The sequence below is a fragment of the Humibacter soli genome (assembly GCF_054779035.1).
Map to the genome: position 1 here is coordinate 102,171 of NZ_BAAGYX010000002.1, position 20,427 is coordinate 122,597.

General features: G+C 67.7%; 19 protein-coding genes. 7 read left to right on the top strand and 12 right to left on the bottom strand.

Annotation, left to right across the window (positions count from 1 at the left end):
• Positions 1 to 18 precede the first annotated feature (18 nt).
• The 5 genes from ACYVDN_RS13625 to ACYVDN_RS13645 form a co-directional block, all read right to left on the bottom strand.
• Complete coding sequence (locus ACYVDN_RS13625; RefSeq protein ID WP_460572544.1) at positions 19 to 858, bottom strand: FadR/GntR family transcriptional regulator; 840 nt, start codon at positions 856 to 858, stop codon at positions 19 to 21.
• A 41-nt stretch (positions 859 to 899) separates the two neighbouring features.
• On the bottom strand, positions 900 to 1,313 hold the full coding sequence (locus ACYVDN_RS13630) for a DUF1622 domain-containing protein (RefSeq protein WP_460572546.1): 414 nt from the start codon (positions 1,311 to 1,313) through the stop codon (positions 900 to 902).
• A 333-nt stretch (positions 1,314 to 1,646) separates the two neighbouring features.
• Entirely contained in the window at positions 1,647 to 2,573 is a 927-nt protein-coding gene (locus ACYVDN_RS13635; RefSeq protein ID WP_460572548.1) for a 2-hydroxyacid dehydrogenase, read from the bottom strand.
• Between the two features lie 93 nt (positions 2,574 to 2,666).
• A complete protein-coding gene (locus ACYVDN_RS13640) occupies positions 2,667 to 4,214 on the bottom strand; it encodes a rhamnulokinase (protein ID WP_460572550.1) in 1,548 nt (515 codons plus the stop codon).
• A gap of 119 nt (positions 4,215 to 4,333) precedes the next feature.
• Positions 4,334 to 6,370, bottom strand: coding sequence for a bifunctional aldolase/short-chain dehydrogenase (locus ACYVDN_RS13645; protein ID WP_460572552.1), 2,037 nt, complete (start codon positions 6,368 to 6,370; stop codon positions 4,334 to 4,336).
• Positions 6,371 to 6,492: 122 nt separating this feature from the next.
• Here ACYVDN_RS13645 and ACYVDN_RS13650 point away from each other — a divergent pair, with 122 nt between their 5' ends.
• Positions 6,493 to 6,939 carry a FitA-like ribbon-helix-helix domain-containing protein gene (locus tag ACYVDN_RS13650; RefSeq protein ID WP_460572554.1) on the top strand — a complete coding sequence of 149 codons (447 nt, stop codon included), beginning with the start codon at positions 6,493 to 6,495 and terminating at the stop codon, positions 6,937 to 6,939.
• Positions 6,930 to 7,355, top strand: coding sequence for a type II toxin-antitoxin system VapC family toxin (locus ACYVDN_RS13655; RefSeq protein WP_460572556.1), 426 nt, complete (start codon positions 6,930 to 6,932; stop codon positions 7,353 to 7,355). The genes ACYVDN_RS13650 and ACYVDN_RS13655 overlap by 10 nt, the downstream gene beginning before the upstream one ends.
• Before the next feature lie 74 nt (positions 7,356 to 7,429).
• On the opposite strand, the gene ACYVDN_RS13660 is transcribed toward ACYVDN_RS13655, so the two are convergent.
• The 6 genes from ACYVDN_RS13660 to ACYVDN_RS13685 form a co-directional block, all read right to left on the bottom strand.
• Entirely contained in the window at positions 7,430 to 8,407 is a 978-nt protein-coding gene (locus ACYVDN_RS13660) for an alpha/beta hydrolase fold domain-containing protein (protein ID WP_460572558.1), read from the bottom strand.
• Entirely contained in the window at positions 8,404 to 9,573 is a 1,170-nt protein-coding gene (gene rhaI / locus ACYVDN_RS13665; protein WP_460572560.1) for an L-rhamnose isomerase, read from the bottom strand. Before rhaI ends, ACYVDN_RS13660 begins: the two co-directional genes overlap by 4 nt.
• 87 nt (positions 9,574 to 9,660) lie before the next feature.
• Positions 9,661 to 9,999, bottom strand: coding sequence for an L-rhamnose mutarotase (locus tag ACYVDN_RS13670; RefSeq protein ID WP_460573520.1), 339 nt, complete (start codon positions 9,997 to 9,999; stop codon positions 9,661 to 9,663).
• Between the two features lie 163 nt (positions 10,000 to 10,162).
• A complete protein-coding gene (locus tag ACYVDN_RS13675; protein WP_460572562.1) occupies positions 10,163 to 10,999 on the bottom strand; it encodes a carbohydrate ABC transporter permease in 837 nt (278 codons plus the stop codon).
• 68 nt (positions 11,000 to 11,067) lie between these two features.
• Complete coding sequence (locus tag ACYVDN_RS13680; protein ID WP_460572564.1) at positions 11,068 to 12,003, bottom strand: carbohydrate ABC transporter permease; 936 nt, start codon at positions 12,001 to 12,003, stop codon at positions 11,068 to 11,070.
• Between the two features lie 85 nt (positions 12,004 to 12,088).
• Positions 12,089 to 13,426 carry an ABC transporter substrate-binding protein gene (locus tag ACYVDN_RS13685; RefSeq protein WP_460572566.1) on the bottom strand — a complete coding sequence of 446 codons (1,338 nt, stop codon included), beginning with the start codon at positions 13,424 to 13,426 and terminating at the stop codon, positions 12,089 to 12,091.
• A gap of 429 nt (positions 13,427 to 13,855) precedes the next feature.
• On the opposite strand from ACYVDN_RS13685, the gene ACYVDN_RS13690 reads away from it, so the two are divergent.
• Complete coding sequence (locus ACYVDN_RS13690; RefSeq protein ID WP_460572568.1) at positions 13,856 to 14,887, top strand: LacI family DNA-binding transcriptional regulator; 1,032 nt, start codon at positions 13,856 to 13,858, stop codon at positions 14,885 to 14,887.
• 28 nt (positions 14,888 to 14,915) lie between these two features.
• On the opposite strand, the gene ACYVDN_RS13695 is transcribed toward ACYVDN_RS13690, so the two are convergent.
• Positions 14,916 to 15,935 carry a LacI family DNA-binding transcriptional regulator gene (locus ACYVDN_RS13695; protein WP_460572570.1) on the bottom strand — a complete coding sequence of 340 codons (1,020 nt, stop codon included), beginning with the start codon at positions 15,933 to 15,935 and terminating at the stop codon, positions 14,916 to 14,918.
• A gap of 165 nt (positions 15,936 to 16,100) precedes the next feature.
• Here ACYVDN_RS13695 and ACYVDN_RS13700 point away from each other — a divergent pair, with 165 nt between their 5' ends.
• The 4 genes from ACYVDN_RS13700 to ACYVDN_RS13715 are packed head-to-tail and all read left to right on the top strand — an operon-like array spanning position 16,101 to position 20,408.
• Positions 16,101 to 17,468, top strand: a complete 1,368-nt coding sequence (locus ACYVDN_RS13700; protein WP_460572573.1) for a Gfo/Idh/MocA family protein — start codon at positions 16,101 to 16,103, stop codon at positions 17,466 to 17,468.
• On the top strand, positions 17,465 to 18,415 hold the full coding sequence (locus tag ACYVDN_RS13705; protein WP_460572575.1) for an NAD-dependent epimerase/dehydratase family protein: 951 nt from the start codon (positions 17,465 to 17,467) through the stop codon (positions 18,413 to 18,415). The genes ACYVDN_RS13700 and ACYVDN_RS13705 overlap by 4 nt, the downstream gene beginning before the upstream one ends.
• Positions 18,415 to 19,338 (top strand): beta/alpha barrel domain-containing protein, encoded by a 924-nt coding sequence (locus tag ACYVDN_RS13710; RefSeq protein WP_460572577.1) that lies wholly within the window; start codon positions 18,415 to 18,417, stop codon positions 19,336 to 19,338. The genes ACYVDN_RS13705 and ACYVDN_RS13710 overlap by 1 nt, the downstream gene beginning before the upstream one ends.
• A complete protein-coding gene (locus ACYVDN_RS13715; protein ID WP_460572579.1) occupies positions 19,335 to 20,408 on the top strand; it encodes a mandelate racemase/muconate lactonizing enzyme family protein in 1,074 nt (357 codons plus the stop codon). The genes ACYVDN_RS13710 and ACYVDN_RS13715 overlap by 4 nt, the downstream gene beginning before the upstream one ends.
• Positions 20,409 to 20,427: the final 19 nt, after the last annotated feature.

Here is a 20,427-nt window from a genome sequence, read left to right on the forward strand (position 1 = left end):
TCCGGCAGATTGCAGGAGTTATGAACGGTCGGGGCTTGGGCCTGGGCTTGGGCTTGGGCTTGAGTCCGTGATGCGGGACTCGGCGTAGTAACCGGCGACGTGTGCGCGAACGCGGCGGGCGGCATCCGCGGCGTCACCGTCGTGGATGGCCTCCACGATGCCCCGATGCTCCGACCGCAGCCTCGCTGAGGTGGCCCACCACGACGGAAGGTTAGGCACGGCGGCCAGCACGTACCCCTCGATCGAGTCGCGCAGGCCTGCCATCGTCGAGCTCAGCACCGTGTTGCCCGTGGCCTCGGCCAGCGCAACGTGGAACCTCGCGTCGAGAGCGAGGAATTCGGCCGGCTCCAACTCCGGCGCGTCCATGGCGTCGAGCAGAGTGGATGCCTGTGCCAGGTCGCGCTCCGGACGTGCCGCCAGGTGCGCCGCGATCGCTGGTTCCACGACGAGACGCGCCTCGACGACGTCGGCGATGGGGAATCCCTGTGCGGCGACCTGCAGTCGCATCACCGTGCTGAGTCCTCCCTCGGGGGATGACACGATGATCGCGCCGGCTTTCGGCCCGCTGCCTGTCGCCGTGCGCACGAGCCCGAGCACCTCCAGCACGCGGATCGCCTCCCGCACTGAGGATCGTGCGACGCCGAGCTCCGCCGCGAGCTGGCGCTCAGGGGGCAGATGGTCGCCGGGACGTAGCTCGCCATCGAGCATGCGCTGCTCGATGGTCCCGAGGGCGACTCGCCACGCCCGCGCGCTGGGCAGCATGGGGACCGTGCCGGCGTCTGCGACCTCGCGTTCCCCGGCGCGTGGGTCGGCGACCGTCGCCTCTGACTGCTGTGGTCGGACCACATTGCTGCTCACGGTGAGCGAGTCTAGCAGTGTGGTCCGACCACAGGAGTCTGTCAGCCCTCGATCGTGTCGGAGGTCGTCGGAGTAGCTGACTCCGGCTCCGCACCGGACCCGCTTGTGCCGCGCGAGCCGATCCGCCGTTGCCAGGGCCACGCTCCTGTGATCTCGACGGCCAGCGTCCAGCTCAGGAAGGTGCGGATCAGAACGATTCCGCCGAGCACGGCGATCGACTCCAGCGTCGGAGTGACAGCGACCGTGCGGATGATGTCCGCCGCAACCAGCAGTTCCAGACCGAGGAGGATGGTCCGTCCGAGTTGGATGCGAAACCGGTCGTACACATCCGGTCGGCGCCCGAGCAGGCCCGGAACCGTGAGCAGTGCTGCGGCGATCGCCCCGATCACGATCACCGCTACACCCACGATATCGATGACCTTGCCGGTCGTCTCGATGATGACTGCGACGTCCACGATCACCCTCGTTCCGCTCGAGGCGACGGGGGGCCGCACGGCCTGCACCGACGCACTGCGAGCACGCTAACCCTCGCGTGGCCGGCACGCCGGATGCAACGCGGTGGCGAATCGAGCGCGCCCGCGGAGCATCCGGCGTACCGTGCTGCGGGAGGCGCGGCGGGGGGAGGTGATCCCCCTGCGTGCGGCAGGCCGTCACCGAAAACCGGAGGTGGCGCCGAAAACAGCAGAGAATCTGCGGTTTTCGCTGCGAGAGCGCGATCACTCCGGTTTTCGGGCCTGCCGGGTGGAGCAGGGTTTCGAGACGCGCGCCTGCGGGGTGAGGCCCGGGCGTCAGGTGCGGAGGACCACGTTCAGGGGTGGCTCGCCGGCCGACATCCGCTCGATCTGGCGTCGGAGCAGGCGCGCCATGCGGGGCAGCATCGCGCTGCTGGCCCCTCCGACGTGCGGGGAGATGAGCACGTTGGGCAGCGCGAACAGCGGATGCCCCGCAGGCAGCGGCTCCGGATCGGTCACGTCGAGCGCGAACCGCAGCCTGCCCTCGCGCGCGTGCTTCAGCAGTGCGTCGGCGTCTGCCACCTGCCCGCGGGCGATGTTCACCACGAGAGCGCCGTCGGGGAGAGCCGAGAGGAAGGCGTCGTCGACCAGCCCGCGGGTGGACTCGTTGAGCGGCGTGCCGACGATGACGACGTCCGCATTCGGCAGCAGCGCGGGGAGCTCGTCGATGCCGTGCACGTGCACACCGTCTTCGTCGCGGGCACGGGATGCCACTCGTGTGACCTCCACCTCGAAGCCTGCGAGCCGCTCTTCGATGGCCTTGCCGACTCCGCCGTATCCGACGATGAGAACGCGTCGGTCGGCCAGGCTCTCGTAGCGCTTCGGCTCCCACTCACCGCGCTCGGCGGCACGCACGAAGCCGGGGATGCCGCGCTGCGCCGCGAGAATGAGTGCCAGGGTGAGCTCCGCCGTCGAGGTCTCGTGCACGGTGGCGGCGTTCGCGAACACGATGCCGGACGGCAGCACGTCGGCCACGCCGTCGAACCCGATCGACTGGCTCTGCACCAGGCGCGTGCTCACGCCGGCGAGGTTGCGCAGCACGGCGATGCCGCCCATGTAGGGAGGCACGAGGATGTCGAAGTCGTCGCGCGGCGGCGGCGCCTGCAGATCCCATGTGACGAACTCGACGTCGGGCGGCGTGCCGGGCAGCGCGTTATAGGCGTCGAGAAGGGCGGTTCCAGGAAGGCTGACGGTGAGGGTCACGACTTCGACTTTATTGGGTGCGTCAGGCGGCGGTGCGCAGCGTCAGGTCCGGCCAGCCCGGGAGGCCGGCCGTTTCCCGACGTGCCCGGTGGACTAGCGGGAAGGCTCGTAGCGCACCAGGTCGAACGAGCGCGCGACGATCTCGCGCAGGTCGTCGAGGGTGGCATCCGCTGCGATCCCGCCGCCCGCGAGGGCCCGAGCCTGCACGAGCACGTTGCCGACAGCTGTCGCCTCGACGGGACCGGCGATCACCGGCAGTCCTGAGCGGTCTGCAGTGCTCTGGCACAGCATCGTGTTCTGCGCGCCTCCGCCGACGATGTGGATGACCGACACGGCCTTCTCCGCCAGGTCGGACGCCGCGCGCACGGTGTCCGCGAACGCCTGCGCAAGGCTCTCGACGATGCTGCGCACGAACTCCGGCTGCGAGCTCGGGGCCGCGACGCCGTGCTCGTCGCACCAGTCCACGATGCGCGACGGGATGTCGCCTGGCGGGAGGAATCGCGGGTCGTCCACGTCGAAAATCGTGACAGGGCCGGTGACGCGGGCTGCGGCATCCAGCAGCTCCTGCAGTGAGCTGGAGCGCTGAGCTGCGTTCGCCTCGAGCTCCCACGAGCGGATCGACTCCGACAGCAGCCACAGCCCCATCACGTTGTGCAAGAAGCGGATGCGCCCGTCGACGCCGCCCTCGTTCGTGAAGCCCGCGAGCCTGGCCTGCTCCGCGACGACGGGAGCCTCGAGCTCCAACCCGACCAGGCCCCAGGTGCCGCACGAGATGTAGGCGAAGTCGTCACGCTGAGCAGGCACGGCGACGACAGCGGATGCCGTGTCGTGCGACCCGACGGCGATGACCGGCACCGCGTCGCCCGCCAAGCCGGAGAGCTGCAGCGATGTCGTACCGATGTGGGCACCGGGTTCGACCAGTGGTGGCAGCAGGCGGGTCGGGATGTCGAGCCGTTCCGCCAGCTCCACGTCCCACTCGCGCGTGACGGGGTCGAGCAGGCCGGTCGTCGAGGCGTTCGTGCGCTCTGCGACGCGCTCGCCGGTGAGCCAGAACGCCAGCAGATCCGGGATGAGCAGCATGCGGTCTGCGAGGTCGAGCAGACCTGGTGTGCCCGCACCGTCGTCCGCATCGCACGCCAGCTGGAAGACGGTGTTGAACGGCAGGTGCTGCAGCCCGTTGCGGCGGTAGAGCTCGTCGGCTCCGATGCGGGCGTGCACGGATGCCACGCCCGCCGCCGTGCGCTCGTCGCGGTAGTGGAACGGCACCCCGAGCATCCGATCGCCTCGCATCAGGGCGTAGTCGACAGCCCAGGAGTCGATGCCGATAGCGGCGAGCTCCTCGCCGGACTCGCGGGCGGATGACCGTGCCGCGGCGAGCCCGGCGAGCACCTGTCGATAGAGCTCGACGATGTTCCAATGCAGCCCGTCGGTGAGCTGCACCGGGTCGTTCGGGAACCGCGCGATGTGTCGCAGCTCGACCCGTCCGTCGGCCACGCGGCCCACGATGACGCGCCCGCTGGTGGCGCCGAGGTCGACGGCGGCGACGCTGACGCTTGCGTTCGCGGCGCTGCCGCCGCTGGTGACGCGCCCGCTGGCGATGCCGTCGCCGGTGAGGCGCCCGCTGGTATCTGAGGTGCTCATGAAGGGTCCTTCGTGTCGTCGTCCCTGCCCGGTTCGCGAGACTGCACGCCCACGCCATCCTCGTGGGTGATACCCGCTGTCATGGGGTGGACGTGCAGTCTCGCGGGAGTCGGAGCGCGCTACCGCAGGAAGGCGGCCGCGACGCCGGAGTCGACGGGGATGTGCAGCCCGGTGGTGCGGCTGAGCTCGGGGCCGGTGAGCACGAAGACCGCGTCGGCGACGTTCTCGGGGACGACCTCGCGCTTGAGGATGGTGCGGTTCGCGTAGAACTGCCCGAGGTCCTCTTCCTTGACGCCGTAGGTCGCGGCCCGGTTGGCGCCCCAGCCGGAAGCGAAGATGCCTGAGCCGCGCACCACGCCGTCGGGGTTGATGCCGTTGACGCGAACGCCGTGCTCGCCGAGCTCGACGGCGAGCAGACGCACCTGGTGCGCCTGGTCGGCCTTCGTCGCGGAGTACGCGATGTTGTTCGGGCCGGCGAACACGCTGTTCTTCGACGAGATGTAGATGACGTCGCCACCGAGCTTCTGGTCGATGAGCACGCGTGCCGCTGCACGCGACACCAGGAACGAGCCCTTCGCCATCACGTCGTGCTGCAGGTCCCAGTCCTTCTCGGTGGTCTCGAGCAGTGGCTTCGAAAGGGAAAGGCCGGCGTTGTTGACAATGAGGTCGAGGCCTCCGAACGCCAGCACCGCCGCGTCGATCGCGGCCTGTACCGCGTCGGCGTCGGCGACGTTCGCGGCGATGCCGATCGCGACATCCGTGTTTCCGAGCTCGGCGGCAGCCGCCTGCGCCTTCTCGAGGTCGAGGTCGGCGACCACGACGCACGCGCCCTCGGCCGCGAGCCTGGTCGCGATGGCCTTGCCGATTCCGGATGCCGCGCCCGTCACGAAGGCGATGCGACCCTGGTGGGTCTTCGGCTTGGGCATCCGCTGCAGCTTCGCCTCTTCGAGCGACCAGTACTCGATGCGGAACTTCTCGCTCTCGGCGATCGGCGCGTACGTCGACAGCGCCTCGGCGCCGCGCATCACGTTGATCGCGTTCACGTAGAACTCGCCGGCGACGCGCGCGGTCTGCTTGTTCGCGCCGAAGCTGAACATGCCGACGCCGGGCACCAGAACGATGAGCGGGTCCGCGCCGCGCATGGCAGGACTGTCGGAGTCCGCATACCGCTCGTAGTACGCGGCGTAGTCGGCCCGGTACCGCTCGTGCAACTCGTGCAGGCGCGTCAGCTGCTCCTCGGCGGACGCCGTCGCAGGCAGGTCGAGCAGCATCGGCTTGACCTTGGTGCGCAGGAAGTGGTCGGGGCAGCTCGTGCCCAGCTCGGCCAGCGCCGGCGCTTTCTCGGAGGCGAGGAAGTCGAGAACGACGTCGGAGTCGGTGAAGTGGCCGACCATGGGCTTGTCGTGGGATGCGATGCCCCTGATCGTGGGAGCGAGCGCGGCAGCGCGTGCCCCGCGCTCGTCATCCGCCAGTGCTTCGAAGCCGGTGCGGATGCCGCCGAACGGTTGTGGATGCCCGTGCTCGGCGATGTAGGCGGCCGCGGTCTCGATAATCCACAGCGAGTTCGCCTCGGCCTCCTCGGACGTGTCGCCCCATGCGGTGATGCCGTGGCCGCCGAGGACGGCGCCGATGACCTCGGGATTCGCCGCCTTGATGGCAGCGATGTCCAGGCCGAGCTGGAATCCGGGACGACGCCAGGGCACCCACGCCACCTTGCCGCCGAAGATCGTCGCCGTGAGCGACTCGCCGTCGGCCGCCGTCGCGATCGCGATGCCGGAATCGGGGTGCAGGTGGTCGACGTGCGCGGCATCCACCAGGGCGTGCATCGCGGTGTCGATCGAAGGTGCTGCGCCGCCCTTGCCGTGCAGGCAGTAGTCGAACGCGGCGACCATCTCGTCTTCGCGGTCGACGCCCGGGTACACGTTCACCAGGGACCGCACCCGGTCGAGGCGCAGCACCGCGAGGCCCTTCTCGGTCAGCGTGCCGAGGTCGCCGCCGGAGCCCTTCACCCAGAGCAGCTCGACCTGCTCGCCGGTCACCGGGTCGAGCTCGGAGCCCTTCGCAGAGGTGTTGCCTCCCGCGTAGTTCGTGTTGCGGGGGTCGGCCCCCAGGCGGTTGCTTCGCGCGATGAGATCGCGCACGGTCTGGTTGGTCATCTTCTCCTCCACTGGGGGCTCTGCGATGGGGTTCTCAACGGATGCGTCTACGGCCCGGACGACCGGCGACGGCGCTGAATAATCTGGGCTCACTCGTCACACGAGTCGTAGAATTGCTAGCAATGCATGCACTTGCCCGGCGTGCCCACGGCGACCTGTGCGAGGTGATCACCATGGCGACCCTGACGATTCGCGACCTGGATGACGAGATCCGCGACAGGCTGCGCGTTCGCGCGGCGATGAAAGGAGTCTCCATGGAAGCAGAGGTGCGAGCGATCCTCGCCGAGGCGGTGAGCACCGACCCCGAGCATCCCGTGGTGGAACGCATGCGTCGTTCTCGCGAGAACCACGCACGATTCGCACAGTTGGCGGCGGATCCCCAGCCGGAGGGCTGGGTCGACCGCATGCGCGAGCGGCTGGCCGCGACCAATGGGTACTGGGATGACGACTTCGTCGACTTCGTCAACAACATCCGAAGGCTCCCGGACGAGGTGACGTATGAGGAGTTCGTCGAGCACAAGGACGAGCTGCTCGCCGGGATCGAGCGAGAGCGCGCCCGGTGGTCATAGTCGTCGACACCAACGTGCTTTCCGAACCGACCGCGCCCGCGCCGGATCCTCGTGTTCTGACCTGGCTGCGTCAGCCGAGAGCACCGGGGCTGTTCACAACGGCGACGGTGATCGCCGAGCTGGCCGACGGCGTTGGAAGGTTGCCGCAGGGTCGAAGGCGCATCGAACTGCAGGATGCCCTCGATCTGCTCATCGACGTCGAATACCAGGCGCAGATTCTGCCCTTCGACCTCGAGTCGGCGCGAGCCTACGGCTTCGTGCGCGAGCTGCGCCGCATCCAAGGGCGACCCATCCAGAAGCATGACGCTCAGATCGCTGCGGTCTGCCTTGTGTACGGTGCGACGCTCGCCACCCGCAACACGAAGGACTTCGAGGGATTCGGCCTCGAGCTCATCGATCCGTGGCAGGCCGAGTGATCCCTGCGTCACCGATGTGAGCGCCGGCGGAAGCGCGATCACGGGTGGCCGCACGGGCCCTGCGGCCTGCTGATTCATCGCGAAGCCTCATCGACCTCGTTGGCGATCGGTTCCGTGAGCGCCGTGATGCGTGCTGCGAAGCGGTCGAGCGAGGCGGATGCCTCCGGCTCCTCCGGACGGTTGAGGTGTCCGTGCCGCATACCCGGCGCTGTTGTCGCGTCGACCTCGACACCGGCCTGCTGCAGAGAGGTGGCAAAAGCCTCGCCGGAGACACGCAGCTCGTCGATCTCGTCGTTGATCATGATCGTCGGCGGGAAGAGCGCAAGGTCGCTCGCCGTAGCGAGACCGGGGACGGCGTAGATCGGCAGATCGGCTGCCGGTGCGGCATCCAGCGGAGCGCCGAGATAGTTCTGGTACATCCTGGCGACCGCGACGGGGCCGAAGCGGTCGGCCTCGGGATCGGCGTCGAGTGCGGCACGCAGTGCGGCATCCGGCTTGGGCTGTACGGCCAGCAGGGTCGGGTAGGCGAGCACCGCCAGTGCGGGGACGGATCCTGAAGCAGCAGCTGCCCCGGCCTCGTTGGCCAGACGCAGGGCCGTGCCCGTCGCGATGTTGCCGCCCGCGCTCGCTCCGCCGAGGGCCCACGGGCCCGCAGCGAGATCCGATGCGGCTGCCCACCGGAAGGCGAAGGCGGCCTCGTCCAGCGGCACCGGATAGTGCACGCCCTCGACAACGACGGGCTTGTCGAGGAGTTCGGTCAGCTCGGAAGGGTTCGGCGCCAGCCGATACCCGACCGATACGACCGTGATGCCGCGCTCTGCGAACCCGCGCGACACCCAGTCGGCCTCCGGCATGTCGAGGTCGCCCGCCGAGAAGCCGCCGCCGTGCAGCCAGACAAGGCCCGGACCCGACGAACCCGAGCTCGTCGGACCGGAGCCCGCGGAGTCCGAGCCCGTCGACGCCGCGGCACGGTACACACGAACGGGCAACGGTCCGTGCGGTCCGTCGAGCACCAGGTCGTCGACCGTCACGGCCGTCGCGTCAGTGGTCACGCGCCCCATCCAGCCTGGGTCCCGCCGACGCGCTCTTCCTCGATCTTCTCCTGGTAGCCCGAGGCGGCGTAGGCCTTCATGGGGTTCGCGGGCAGGCCGCGCGACTCACGCCACTCGGCAAGAGCCGGGCGAACATCCGTGTAGAACGCGTCCATGAAGATCTCGTTGGCGGTGAGTACGTCGCCCGCCGCCTGCGCCCCGCCGAGGGCGTCGCGGTCGACGAGCAGAGCCCTTGCGGTCATCTCCTGCACGTTCAGCACCGAGCGGATCTGGCCTGGCACCTTCTTCTCGATGTTGTGGCACTGGTCGAGCATGAATGCGACGTCGGGGTTCGCGTACCCGCCACCGCGGATGACCTCGACCAGGATGCGGAACAGCTGGTACGGGTCGGCGGCTCCGACGATCAGGTCGTCGTCGGCGTAGAACCGCGAGTTGAAGTCGAACGAACCGAGCTTGCCAAGGCGAAGCAGCTGCATCACGATGAACTCGATGTTCGTGCCCGGCGCGTGGTGACCGGTGTCGAGGCAGACCATGGCGCGGTCGCCGAGCGCGCTGACCTGGGCGTACGAGGTGCCCCAGTCCGGAACATCCGTGTGGTAGAACGCCGGCTCGAAGAACTTGTACTCCAGCACGAGACGCTGGCCTTCGCCGATGCGCTCGTAGATTTTCGACAGGGAGTCGTGCAGGCGGTCCTGCCTGCCTCGCATGTCGTCCTGGCCGGGGTAGTTCGTGCCGTCGGCGAGCCAGATCTTCAGGTCGCGGCTGCCGGTCTCGTTCATGATGTCGATGCACTCGAAGTGATGATCGATCGCCTTCTGGCGGATGACCGGGTCGGAGTGCGTGACCGAGCCGAGCTTGTAGTCGTCGTCCTGGAACGTGTTCGAGTTGACCGTGCCGAGCGCGACGCCGTTGTCCTCGGCGTGCTTCTTGAGGTCGGAGTACGAAGGCACCTTGTCCCACGGGATGTGCAACGCCACCGTCGGCGCCAAGCCCGTGTTCTTGTTCACCTGGGCGGCGTCGGAGATCTTCTCGAACGGGTCGCGCGGCGTGCCCGGCGAGCCGAACACCTTGAAGCGGGTGCCGGAGTTGCCGAACGCCCAGCTGGGCAGTTCGATCGCCTGACGGGCGAGTGCGTCGAGGGTCTCTTGGGTCAGGGTGGATGTCACGTTGTGCTGCTTTCTCGTGCTGGTGGTTCGTGCTGTCCTGGGTGTCTCGGGGTCGTCTTCGACGCCCGAGCGTTCGCCTGGGCGGGACTACGTCGCCCGACCCAGTTGGTCTTCGAGGTTGAACACCTCGCGAAGCGGAACGGATGCCTGATCCGCACGCCCGTCGAGCCCGACGAAGAACTCGCCCATCTCGGCCTCCCAGCGGGCGGCGACCTCCGAGCGTGCCAGGTAGGCCTGGGCCGCGTCGTCGTCATCCGTCTCGTAGTAGCCGACGAGGCGTCCGCCTTCTGCGAGGAAGAGGGAGTAATTGCGTCGCCCGGCCGCCGCGATCTCGGCGAGCATCTCGGGCCAGACGGCCGCATGGCGCGCGACATATTCGTCGACCCGGCTCGGGTCGATCTGCAGTTCGAAGCAGATGCGCGCCATGTCTCTCCGATGGATGTTCTCTGGCCGGATCACTCCGGCGACGGTCATCCGGTCGCCTGGGCCGAAGCGGGTCCGGCCGGGGTCGTTACGACCGAATGAATCGTTTCAAGACTATCGGCGGCGCCGACCGGGGTCAACCGGCCGGCGCCGCCGACGTGCTTGGTCATCCCTTGACCGCTCCGCTCGTCATGCCGGCGACGATCTGACGATTGAAGAAGATGTACATGATCAGCGGCGGAATGGCGATGAGCAGGATGCTCATGAAGAGCAGGTTGAACTGGCTGACCGACTGGCTCTGGAAGTTGTAGAGCGTCAGCTGCACCGTGGGGTTGTCGCTGCTCGGCAGGAAGTACAGCGGCCCGGTGAAGTCGTTGAACACCGCGACGGCCTGCACGACCACGACGGTGACGACGACCGGTCGCAGCAGCGGCAGGATGACCCGGAAGAACAAGCGCATCGGCCCGGCGCCGTCGATGACGGCGGCCTCGTCGAGCTCCTTCGGGATGGTCGCGACGAACGCGCGGAACAGCAGGATCGCGAACGACAGCCCGAACGTGGCCTCGATCAGGATCATGCCGGGCAGCGTGTCGAACAGCCCGATGCCCTGCAGAACCCAGATCGTCGGAACGACGGCCGGCGGAACGATCAGCCCTGCCAGCACGAAGAAGTTCACGATGGCGTTGAGCCTGGTGCGCTTGCGCTGCAGCAAGTAGCCGACCATGGCCGCGAACACCACCATGATGATCACGCTCACCACGGTCAGCGTGATGCTGTTGATGAACGCCGCCAGCAACTGGTAGTTGTTCGTCTGGATGACGTCGGCGAAGTTCTGCCAGAACTGCCACTGCGTCGGCAGGGAGAAGCCGAGCAGCCCGGCTTCCTTCGGGTCCTTGGCCGCCGTCAGCACGACGAAGGCGAACGGCACGAGGAACACGACGATCGACACCAGGATGGCGATGATGCCGACCAGGTACTTTCTGGCGAACTTGCGTGCCGTCATGCGGCGCCGGGGCGGGTGTAGACGATTGGGGTCTCGCGGACTCGCCGTTGTGATGGCCCTGGTGACGGTCACAGCTCCGCCTCCCTTCGGTTGAGGAACCATTGCACGGGGAGCATGATCCCCGTCACCACGATGAACAGGATGACGTTGCCTGCCGTCGACAGGCCGAAGAAGCCCGCCTGGTACTGCTTGTAGATCACCGATGCGATCACGTCGCTGGAGAACCCAGGACCACCGTTGGTCATGGCCCAGATCAGGTCGAAGGATCGGAGTCCTCCGATCAGCGACAGGATGATGACCGTCGCGGTCGCCGGACGCACCAGCGGCAACGTGATGTTGCGGAACACGTTCCACGACGACGCGCCATCCACGCGGGCCGCCTCGAAGTACTCGGAGGGGATCGCCACGATGCCCGCCATGAAGATGAGCGTCGCGATGCCGACACCCTTCCAGATGTCGACGCCCGCCACGGTGAGCAGAGCCAGGTGAGGGTCGGTGTACCAACCGGGCTGAGGCAGGTGGAAGAAGCCGAGAACGTTGTTCACCACGCCGTGGAACGGGTCGAGCAGGGCCTTGAACGTCAGGCCGACGCCGACGGTCGAGACCAGCACGGGGAAGAACACGACGGCACGAAGGTAGCCCCTGCCGAAGGTCGCTCCGGTCAGGAGCAGAGCGAGCGCGAGCCCGAGCACCACCTTTGCTGCGGAGGTCACGAAGCCGTAGATCAGCGTGTTGACGAAGCCCTGAGTGAGGGCGGGGGTTTCGAAGAACTGAACGAAGTTGCCGAACCCGATGAAGGTTTGATTGAACAGCGTCCAGCGGGTCAGGGAGAAGTAGAAGGACGAGAACGTCGGCAGCGCGAAGAAGATCAGGTAGAGCACGGCCGCCGGGATGTAGAACCACGACGGGTATGGGCTGCGAAGCCCCTTGCCCTTCTTCTTGCCTGAGAGACCCGGCGTCTTCGTCGGGCTTGCCGGCTGTATGCGCACGGCTGCATTGGTCATTGGCACTCCTTAGACGAGGAGCGGGGGTCGACGACTGCTACCGTCGACCCCCGCTCCCATCGGTCCGTTTAGGCGAGGGTCCGGCTTACCAGCCCTTGATTCCGAGCTGCTGGGCCTGGGCCTTCACGTCCTGGTCGTACTGCTGAGCTCCGACCTGCGGCGTGGTGCTCTGAGAGCCGACCCCGATCAGGATGGTCTCGAGGTTCGGTCCCTTGATCGGCGACAGGAACTCGAGAGCGGGGCTCGCCTTGTCATCCTTGAGGTAGCTCTGGATGTCGGAAATGAAGGACGGGGCGTCCGACGGGAGCGAGCAGGCGCTGGTCGCGAACGGTCCTGCGGCGCTGCCGGTCGTGTTCTGCACCTTGCAGCCCTCTGGACTGTTCACGAAGGCCACGAAGTTCTTCGAGGCCGCGAGCTTGTCGCCCGTCGTGGTGTTGGCGATGTAGACACCGTTCGGCTCCCACATCGTCAGCGACGTGTACTGGGCATCCGGCGACGGGATCGCGAACACACCGATGTCGTTCATGTTGGAGGGGTTGTCCTGCTTCACCGTGGACATCGATCCGGTCAGCATCGGGTACTGCGCGGCCTTGCCGGTCGCGAGCGCGTCCATCGCCTGGGCGTTGGTCATCGAGGCGTAGTCCTTGTTGACCAGTCCGTCGGCGACGATCTCCGATGTGTGCTGGAAGCCCTCGAACGCGGGCTGGTTCACGTACTTGGCGTTGCCCGTGTTGTTGGTGTAGTCGGTCGCCCAGTTCGGGTCCTGCTTGTTGATGTTGGCGAAGTCACCGAGCACGAGCAGCTGGCTGGTCCAGGTGTCGCCGTAGGACTGCAGGATCGGGGTCACGCTCGGGTCGCCCGACTTGATCTTCTGGCTGTTCGCGATGAACTCTGCCCAGGTGGTGGGGATCTTCAGACCGAGCTTGTCGTAGATCTTCTTGTTGTAGAGCATGGCGCCGGCAGACGTCGTGCCGAGGGGCGCGCCGTAGACCTTGCCGTCGGCGGAGACGACCTGCTTGAAGTTCTTGTCGAGGTCCTTCACCCAGCTCTCGTTGCTCAGGTCGACCATCGTGGTCTTGGGGTTGAGCGCCTGGAAGAGCGAGCCGGAGTTGTAGTAGAAGACGTTGTCCATCGTCTTGGTCGACAGCTTCGTCTTCATGAGGTTGTCACCCTGGGTGCCGGCGGGCTGGGTGTCCAGCTTGACGGTCACGTTCGGGTACTTCTTCTCGAAGCCGGCGATCATCGCCTTGGCCATCGCGACGGTGGGGGCGTCGTTCTGAGTGAGCCAGCTGATGGTCGTCTTGGCGTTCGAGTTGCCGCTCGATCCGCCGCCGCCGAACCCGCTGCATCCCGCGAGGGCGAGAGTAGCTGCGGCGACCGATGCGACTGCGACCAGCGCCCGTCGCATGGGAGATTTGTTCATCCCGTGTACCTCCTTGTAATGGCGAACGGTCCATTCCGTTCGCTCCAGGGGATCGTGAGAATGGCATTGAAACCATTCAATGAATGAACGATACGACGAGGTCGTGATGGGGTCAAGTCTCAATTCGGCTGGCTTATCACGATCGGATAACGCGCCTTGCGGCCCAGCAAACCTCTTGACAAAGGACCCTGAATCGTTTCACGCTAGGCCGAATCGGACTCGCTGCGAGACGGCCGTCAGACGCCGGAATCGCAGTGGTGTGACGGCGTGGAGCCATCGGTAGTCGAGGAAGACTCAGGCCCATCCGGCGCACAGAATCACCGCGATGATGCGGCGATTGGTGCACCGTTCGAGCGTCCGATGCCGAAAGAATGAGTAATCATCGGCGTGTCGCGAGGGGCGACGCACCGGTCAGCGGAGGTGACGAGAGTGGCGGCGAGCGTCAAAGATGTCGCACGGCACGCAGGAGTGTCGGTCGGTACGGTCTCGAACGTGCTCAACCGGCCGGAGCGGGTCGCCCCTGACACGGCCGACAGGGTCAACTCGGCCATCGCCGAGCTCGGATTCGTGCGCAACGACGCGGCGAGGCAGCTGCGAGCCGGGCGCAGTCGCAGCATCGGCCTCGTCGTGCTCGACGTCGGCAACCCCTTCTTCACGGATGTCGCACGCGGGGCGCAGCAACGGGCATCCGTCGACGGACTCTCCGTGCTGCTCGGCGACAGCGACGACTCCCGTGAGCGGGAGACCGCATACCTCGATCTGTTCGAGGAGCAGCGTGTGCACGGCGTGCTCATCACGCCGGTCGAAGAGGATCTGCCCCGGCTGCGCAGGCTCCGCGATCACGGCATCCCTGTCGTGCTGGTCGATCGTGACGTGCCCGACCGCCGGTTCTCGTCGGTCGCCGTCGACGACGTCGCTGGGGGGCAGGCCGCCGTCGAGCACCTGATCGAGATCGGGCGGCACCGCATCGCCTTCGTCGGCGGCCCGGAGTCGATCCGCCAGGTGGCCGATCGCCTTTCGGGAGCACGGGTGGCGGCATCCGAGCGCACGTCGGTCGCGCTGGAATACCTGCCGACGACGTCGCTCACCGTTCAGGCGGGAGAGCAGGCGGGGCTCGAGCTGTTCGCCCGCGCGGCCGAGCGGCGCCCTGACGCGGTGTTCGCCGCCAACGATCTGGTCGCGATCGGTGTGCTGCAGGCGGTCATCGCGCGCGGGCTGCGGGCGCCTGACGACATCGCGATCGTCGGATACGACGACATCGGATTCGCGGCGTCGGCCATCGTGCCGCTGACGTCGATGCGCCAGCCGGCCGTGCTGATCGGGGAGACGGCCGTCGGCCTGTTGCTCGAGGAGGCCGACTCCGCCGAATCCGAGGATGGCAAGCAGATCGTGTTCCAGCCCGAGCTGGTCGTGCGCGAGTCGACCTCGCCGGTCTGGAGCGCGGCAAGCGCGTCCGCGTAGCGGCTCGGACTCACCCGCTCGGTCTCGGCTAGTCGGCTACACGAACCGAACCGGTGCTGCCTCTCGCGATGAGTTGCGGCTCGAACGAGATGTTGCTCTCTGGGGGCGTCTCGCTCAGCAGCGCCCACATACGATCCCACGCCTGCCGGCCCAGCTCCTCGATCGGCACGGATGCCGTCGTGAGAGGCGGGGTCGTGTAGCGCGCGAACGGAATGTCGTCGAATCCGGTGATGGAGACATCCTGCGGCACGCGAACGCCCCGCTCCGTCAGAGCACTGAGCAGTCCCATCGCGACGAGGTCGTTGTAAGCGAGCACGGCGGTGTCGTCGGATGTCGCCACGACCTCGGCTGCCGCGTGACCGTCTTCGAAGCCGACACCACCGCGTCGCTCGCTCACAGTGGCATCCGGATGTGCTTCCGTGAACTCGCGGATGGCGGACAGCCTGCTGAGGTTGGACTGCGCCGAGGCGCTGCCGGGCAGGTACGCGATGCGCCGGTGGCCGAGCGAGTACAGGTGTTCGAGCAGCTGCAGCATGCCGGAGCGGTAGTCGGCTGTGACGGTCGACGCAGGCGTCGACGAGTCGCGGTTGATCAGAACGACGGGCCCGAGATCGGGCAGCAGGGCCTCGAGCTCCTCTGCCGGCATACGCGGAGCGCACAGCACGATGCCGTCGCAGCGACGCCTCGCCTCCACGGCGAGCACGCGCTCCTCCTCGAGGTTCTCGAACGAGTCGGCGACGAGCACGTGATAGTTCTGTCGCGCGGCGGCCGCGCTCAGTCCGCGAAGGATGCCCTGGAAGACGGGGTTGGCCAGATCGGGCACGACGACTGCGACGGTCTGCGTCTTGCCGAGCACCAGGCTGCGCGCCACGGGGCTCGCCGAATAGTTCAGCGAATGCGCCGCCTGGCGCACCCGCTCGCTCAGTGCGGGGTCGACCGTCGTGCTGCCGTTCATCACTCGAGAGACCGTCGAGAGCGATACGCCGGCCAGCTCGGCGACATCGGAGATCGTCCGCGCACGCGAAGGGGAGTGAGAACGTCGTGCCATCGGGCATTTCCCCTTTCGTGTCAGAGGCGATCGCGGCCAGCATACGACCGCGATCACACTATCGTGTACGGTGAGAGAAAGCGTTTTCTGACGCGCTGAATCGAGCCGCCTCCCGAGCGCCTTCGCATCCGATGGAGGTCGCAGAGGCGAAAGAGGAGAGAGACCGTGCCGCAACGCACCCGCTACGCCCTCGTCGGCACCGGCTCACGTGCCGGCATGTACATCGACGCGATCACCGGGGCGCATTCCGACGTCGCCGAGCTGGTCGCCGTGCTCGACCCGAACCAGGGAAGACTCGAGCACTACGCGCGACTCATCGCCGAGCGGTCGCCAGAGGCCGGTGCGCCGGTGCAGCGGCATCCGGATGACCTCGAGGCGGTCATCCGTGACGAGCGCATCGACCGCGTGATCGTCACGACGCCCGACTTCACGCATGCGGGCTACGTCGTTCGGGCCCTTCGCGCCGGAGCCAATGTCGTCGTCGAGAAGCCGCTCACGATCGACGAAGAGGGCAGCCGGTCCATCGCCGAGGCGGTCGAACAGACCGGCGGCGAGGTCGTGATGACCTTCAACTACCGGTACGCCCCGCGCAACAGCGCCTTCAAGCGTGTGATCGCCTCTGGCGCGATCGGCCGCCCGCTCTCGGTGCACTTCGAGTGGGTGCTCGACACCGCGCACGGCGCCGACTACTTCCGCCGGTGGCACCGGCAGAAGAAGAACTCCGGCGGGCTGCTCATCCACAAGGCTTCGCACCACTTCGACCTGGTCAACTGGTGGATCAACGACGTGCCTGCGCGCGTCTTCGCGTCTGGCGGGCTCCGGTTCTACGGCGCCGACAACTGGCAGGCGCGAGGCGGCGGAGATCGCCCTGAGCGCGGAACCGGTGCGCCGTCAGACGACCCGTTCGCGCTCGACCTCACCAGGGACGAGAAGCTCCGCAAGCTCTACTTCGAGAACGAGCAGTACGACGGCTACCGCCGCGACCAGGATGTCTTCGACAGCGGCATCACGATCGAGGACAACCTCTCCCTCGTCGTCGACTACACGAGCGACGCGAGCATGAGCTATTCGCTGAACGCCCACAGCCCGTGGGAGGGCTACCGCATCGCGGTCAACGGCACGGAGGGCCGTGTCGAGCTCGAGGTCGTCGAGCGAGGGGACGTCGGGCTGGACGGCGATGGGCGCGTCGTCGACCCGTCTGCCGTCGTCGACGACCGCTCGAACACGCTGCGGCCACGCAGCGAGCGCATCCTTCTGCAGCGCCACTGGGAGACCCCGCAGCTCGTCGAGATCCCGCAGGGCGAGGGTGGACACGGCGGCGGCGACACGATCCTGCTGCGCGACGTCTTCGTCGGGCCGGGTGAGGATGACCTCGGCCGAGCAGCGAACTACATCGACGGCGTGCGGGCGATCGCCGTCGGCATCGCGGGCAACAAGTCGCTGGCCACCGATGCGGCCGTGCGCGTCGACGACCTCGACCTGGGAGTCTCCATCGAGCGCGCGACGGCGGGGGCCGAGGCGGCCGGGCGATGAGCAGGATCCTCGTCACCGGGAGCTCGGGCAGGCTCGGGCGCAGCGTCGTCGAGGTGCTCGGCGAGCGCGGCAACGACGTCGTCGGGGTCGACATGGTGGTTCCCGAGTCGGCTCGGCACGGCGGAGAGGCGATTGCGGCCGATCTCACCGACGCCGCTGCGGCGTCCGCGGTTCTCGCCGAGACGAAGCCCGACGCGGTCATCCATCTCGCCGCGATCGCGGTTCCGTTCAGCGCTCCTGAGCAGCACATTCTGCGCACGAACGCCACGCTCGCGATCAACGTCATGCAGGCAGCCGTCGACGCCGGCGTGCGCAAGGTCGTGACGGCGTCCAGTCCGACCGTGTACGGATACGGCTCGCCTGCGGGATGGGCGCCGGAGCGGCTCCCGCTCGACGAGGACGTCGAGCCCCGGCCGTGGAACGCCTACGCGCTCTCGAAGCTCATCGCGGAGCGAACGATGCAGATGTTCGCTGCGCAGCAGGGCGACGCGGTGCGGCTCGCGGCCTTCCGCCCCTGCTACGTGATCGCGCCGGAGGAATGGCGTGGTGCCCTCACTCAGCAGGGCCACACGGTGCGCGAGCGGCTGGATCGGCCGGAGCTGTCGGCGCCCGCGCTGTTCAACTACGTGGATGCGCGCGATGTCGGGGTCTTTCTCGACACGCTGGTCGGCGCACTGGGCGACATCCCGAATGCGCAGACGTTCATCGTCGGGGCGGCCGATGCTCTCGCTCGCAGGCCGCTCGCCGAGTTGATGCCGCAGTACTGGCCGCAGGCGGCGGACGCATCGTACGAGCTGACTGGAACCTCGCCGGCGTTCTCGATCGAGAAGGCCAGGCGACTGCTGGGCTGGGAGCCCGAGCACGACTGGCGCACGGAGCTTGCCGACGAGACGGCGATCGACGACGCCTCCCCGACAGGGTTGGCCGTGAAGACTGGAGGCGCGTGATGCGATTCGATGGTGTGCTGTTCTTTCCCGTCACGGCATATGCCGTGGACGGTTCGGTGGATGCCGCACTCACGGCGGAGCACATCGCCTCGCGACTCGACCACGCCCCCGGCGGAGTGTTCGCCGCGTGCGGCACGGGTGAGTTCCACGCGCTGAGCGCCGCGGAGGTCGGTGAGGTCGTTCGTGCGAGCGTCGACGTGGTCGGCGGGCGGGTACCCGTGGTGGCCGGTGCCGGAGGTCCGCTCGGGCACGCCATCGAGTGCGCTCGACGCGCTGCGGATGCCGGAGCTGACGCCCTTCTCGTGCTGCCGCCGTACCTGGTGTCGGGCCCGATCGCGGGAACCGTCGCGTACGTCGAGGCGCTGCTGCAGGCATCCACCCTCCCGGTGATCGTGTACCACAGGGGCACAGCAGCGCTCACGGCGGATGCCGTTGCCCGGCTCGCCGCGAACCCGCGGGTCATCGGCTTCAAGGACGGCGTCGGCGACGTCGGAGTCGCACAGCAGATCGTGCGCGCAGTTGAGGCGTCAGGGCGTGACGACATCGCCCTGTTCAACGGGTTGCTGACCGCGGAGCTGACGCAGGAGGCCTACCGGGCGATCGGCATCCCGCTGTATTCGTCGGCGGCGTTCGCTATGGCGCCGCGCGTCGCGAAGGCGTTCTACGACGCATACGTCGACGGGAATGATGCCCGTCGGCTCGAGATTCTCGACGCCTTCTACCTGCCGCTGGTGAGGCTGCGCGACGAGGTGCCGGGATTCGCCGTTGCGCTCGTGAAGGCCGGAGTGCGGCTGGGAGTCGCTGGGTCGCCTGGGCTGCCGGTCGGAGGAGTTCGTCCCCCACTGGTCGACCCGAACGAACGACAGGTCGAAGAGCTGCGGCGCATCCTCGCCATCGGCGACGAGCTCGTCGGCAGCGCATGACCACCGACCTGGGCGTCATCGCAGGCCTCCGCACGCGGCTGATCGACGCACCGCTGATCCGCCCGTGGGGGACGGATGTCACCGAGTTGCACCTCATCGAGGTGCTCGTCGACACGACGTCGGGTGTCACTGGGCGAGGCTTCAGCTGGACGCCGTCGATCGGGGCATATGCCGTTCGAGGCATGCTCGACCATGACATCCGCGACTTCGTGCTCGGCAAGTCCGCCGATGCCGGTGAGCTGTGGCTTCCGCTCTGGAAGCACTTGCACGAGGCGGGATCGGGTGGCGTCACCACCATCGCGATGGCCGGCCTGGACCTCGCGCTCTGGGATGCCCAGGGTCGGGCCACAGCGCGGTCGATCACCACGCTGATCGGCGAGCGGCGGTCATCCGTCGAGGTCTACGGCAGCGGCGTGAACCGGCACTACCCGCTTGAAGAGCTGGTGGCGCAGGCGCAGCGGTGGCGGGATGCCGGCTACCGGCTCGTGAAGATGAAGGTCGGCGGTCACCCGCTTGCCGAAGACGTCGATCGGGTCGCCGCCGTGCGAGAGACCGTCGGCCAGGAGGTCGAGCTCGCCATCGACGCGAACCAGCTGTGGGCCCTCGACGAAGCGGAGCGTGCGATCGGCGAGCTGAGCCGCTTCGATCTGCGGTGGATCGAGGAGCCGTTGCGTGCCGACGACCTGCAGGGGCATGCCGAGCTGCGCACGCGCATCGACGTGCCGATCGCGCTCGGCGAGAACCTGCACACGGTATATCGGTTCCGCGAAGCGATCGACGGCGGCGCGTGCGACATCGTGCAGCCGAACGCCATCAGGGTCGGCGGCATCACGCCGTTCCTCGAGATCGCGCGGTTGGCCGCGGATCGGGGCGCCCAGTTGTACCCGCACCTGCTGCCGGAGCTCTCCGGTCAGCTCGCCCTGGCAGTGCCGGAGACGACGCTTGTGGAGGATGTCGAGGACGCGTCGTTCGAGCGCCTCGGTCTTCTCGCCGAACCGTCGCCGGTCGTCATCGAGGGGCGCGAGCTGACCTCGCGCGGACGCGACGGTCTCGGGATCGTCTTCGCGTAGGCGTTCGAGGTTGGTGGAT

Excerpts from the sequence above, each read along its gene's own strand:
- ACYVDN_RS13640 (WP_460572550.1), bottom strand. The coding sequence starts at position 4,214 with ATGAGCACCTCAGATACCAGCGGGCGCCTCACCGGCGACGGCATCGCC.
- ACYVDN_RS13645 (WP_460572552.1), bottom strand. The coding sequence starts at position 6,370 with ATGACCAACCAGACCGTGCGCGATCTCATCGCGCGAAGCAACCGCCTG.
- ACYVDN_RS13650 (WP_460572554.1), top strand. The coding sequence starts at position 6,493 with ATGCATGCACTTGCCCGGCGTGCCCACGGCGACCTGTGCGAGGTGATC.
- ACYVDN_RS13670 (WP_460573520.1), bottom strand. The coding sequence starts at position 9,999 with ATGGCGCGCATCTGCTTCGAACTGCAGATCGACCCGAGCCGGGTCGAC.
- ACYVDN_RS13675 (WP_460572562.1), bottom strand. The coding sequence starts at position 10,999 with ATGACGGCACGCAAGTTCGCCAGAAAGTACCTGGTCGGCATCATCGCC.
- ACYVDN_RS13680 (WP_460572564.1), bottom strand. The coding sequence starts at position 12,003 with ATGACCAATGCAGCCGTGCGCATACAGCCGGCAAGCCCGACGAAGACG.
- ACYVDN_RS13685 (WP_460572566.1), bottom strand. The coding sequence starts at position 13,426 with ATGAACAAATCTCCCATGCGACGGGCGCTGGTCGCAGTCGCATCGGTC.
- ACYVDN_RS13695 (WP_460572570.1), bottom strand. The coding sequence starts at position 15,935 with ATGGCACGACGTTCTCACTCCCCTTCGCGTGCGCGGACGATCTCCGAT.
- ACYVDN_RS13705 (WP_460572575.1), top strand. The coding sequence starts at position 17,465 with ATGAGCAGGATCCTCGTCACCGGGAGCTCGGGCAGGCTCGGGCGCAGC.
- ACYVDN_RS13710 (WP_460572577.1), top strand. The coding sequence starts at position 18,415 with ATGCGATTCGATGGTGTGCTGTTCTTTCCCGTCACGGCATATGCCGTG.
- ACYVDN_RS13715 (WP_460572579.1), top strand. The coding sequence starts at position 19,335 with ATGACCACCGACCTGGGCGTCATCGCAGGCCTCCGCACGCGGCTGATC.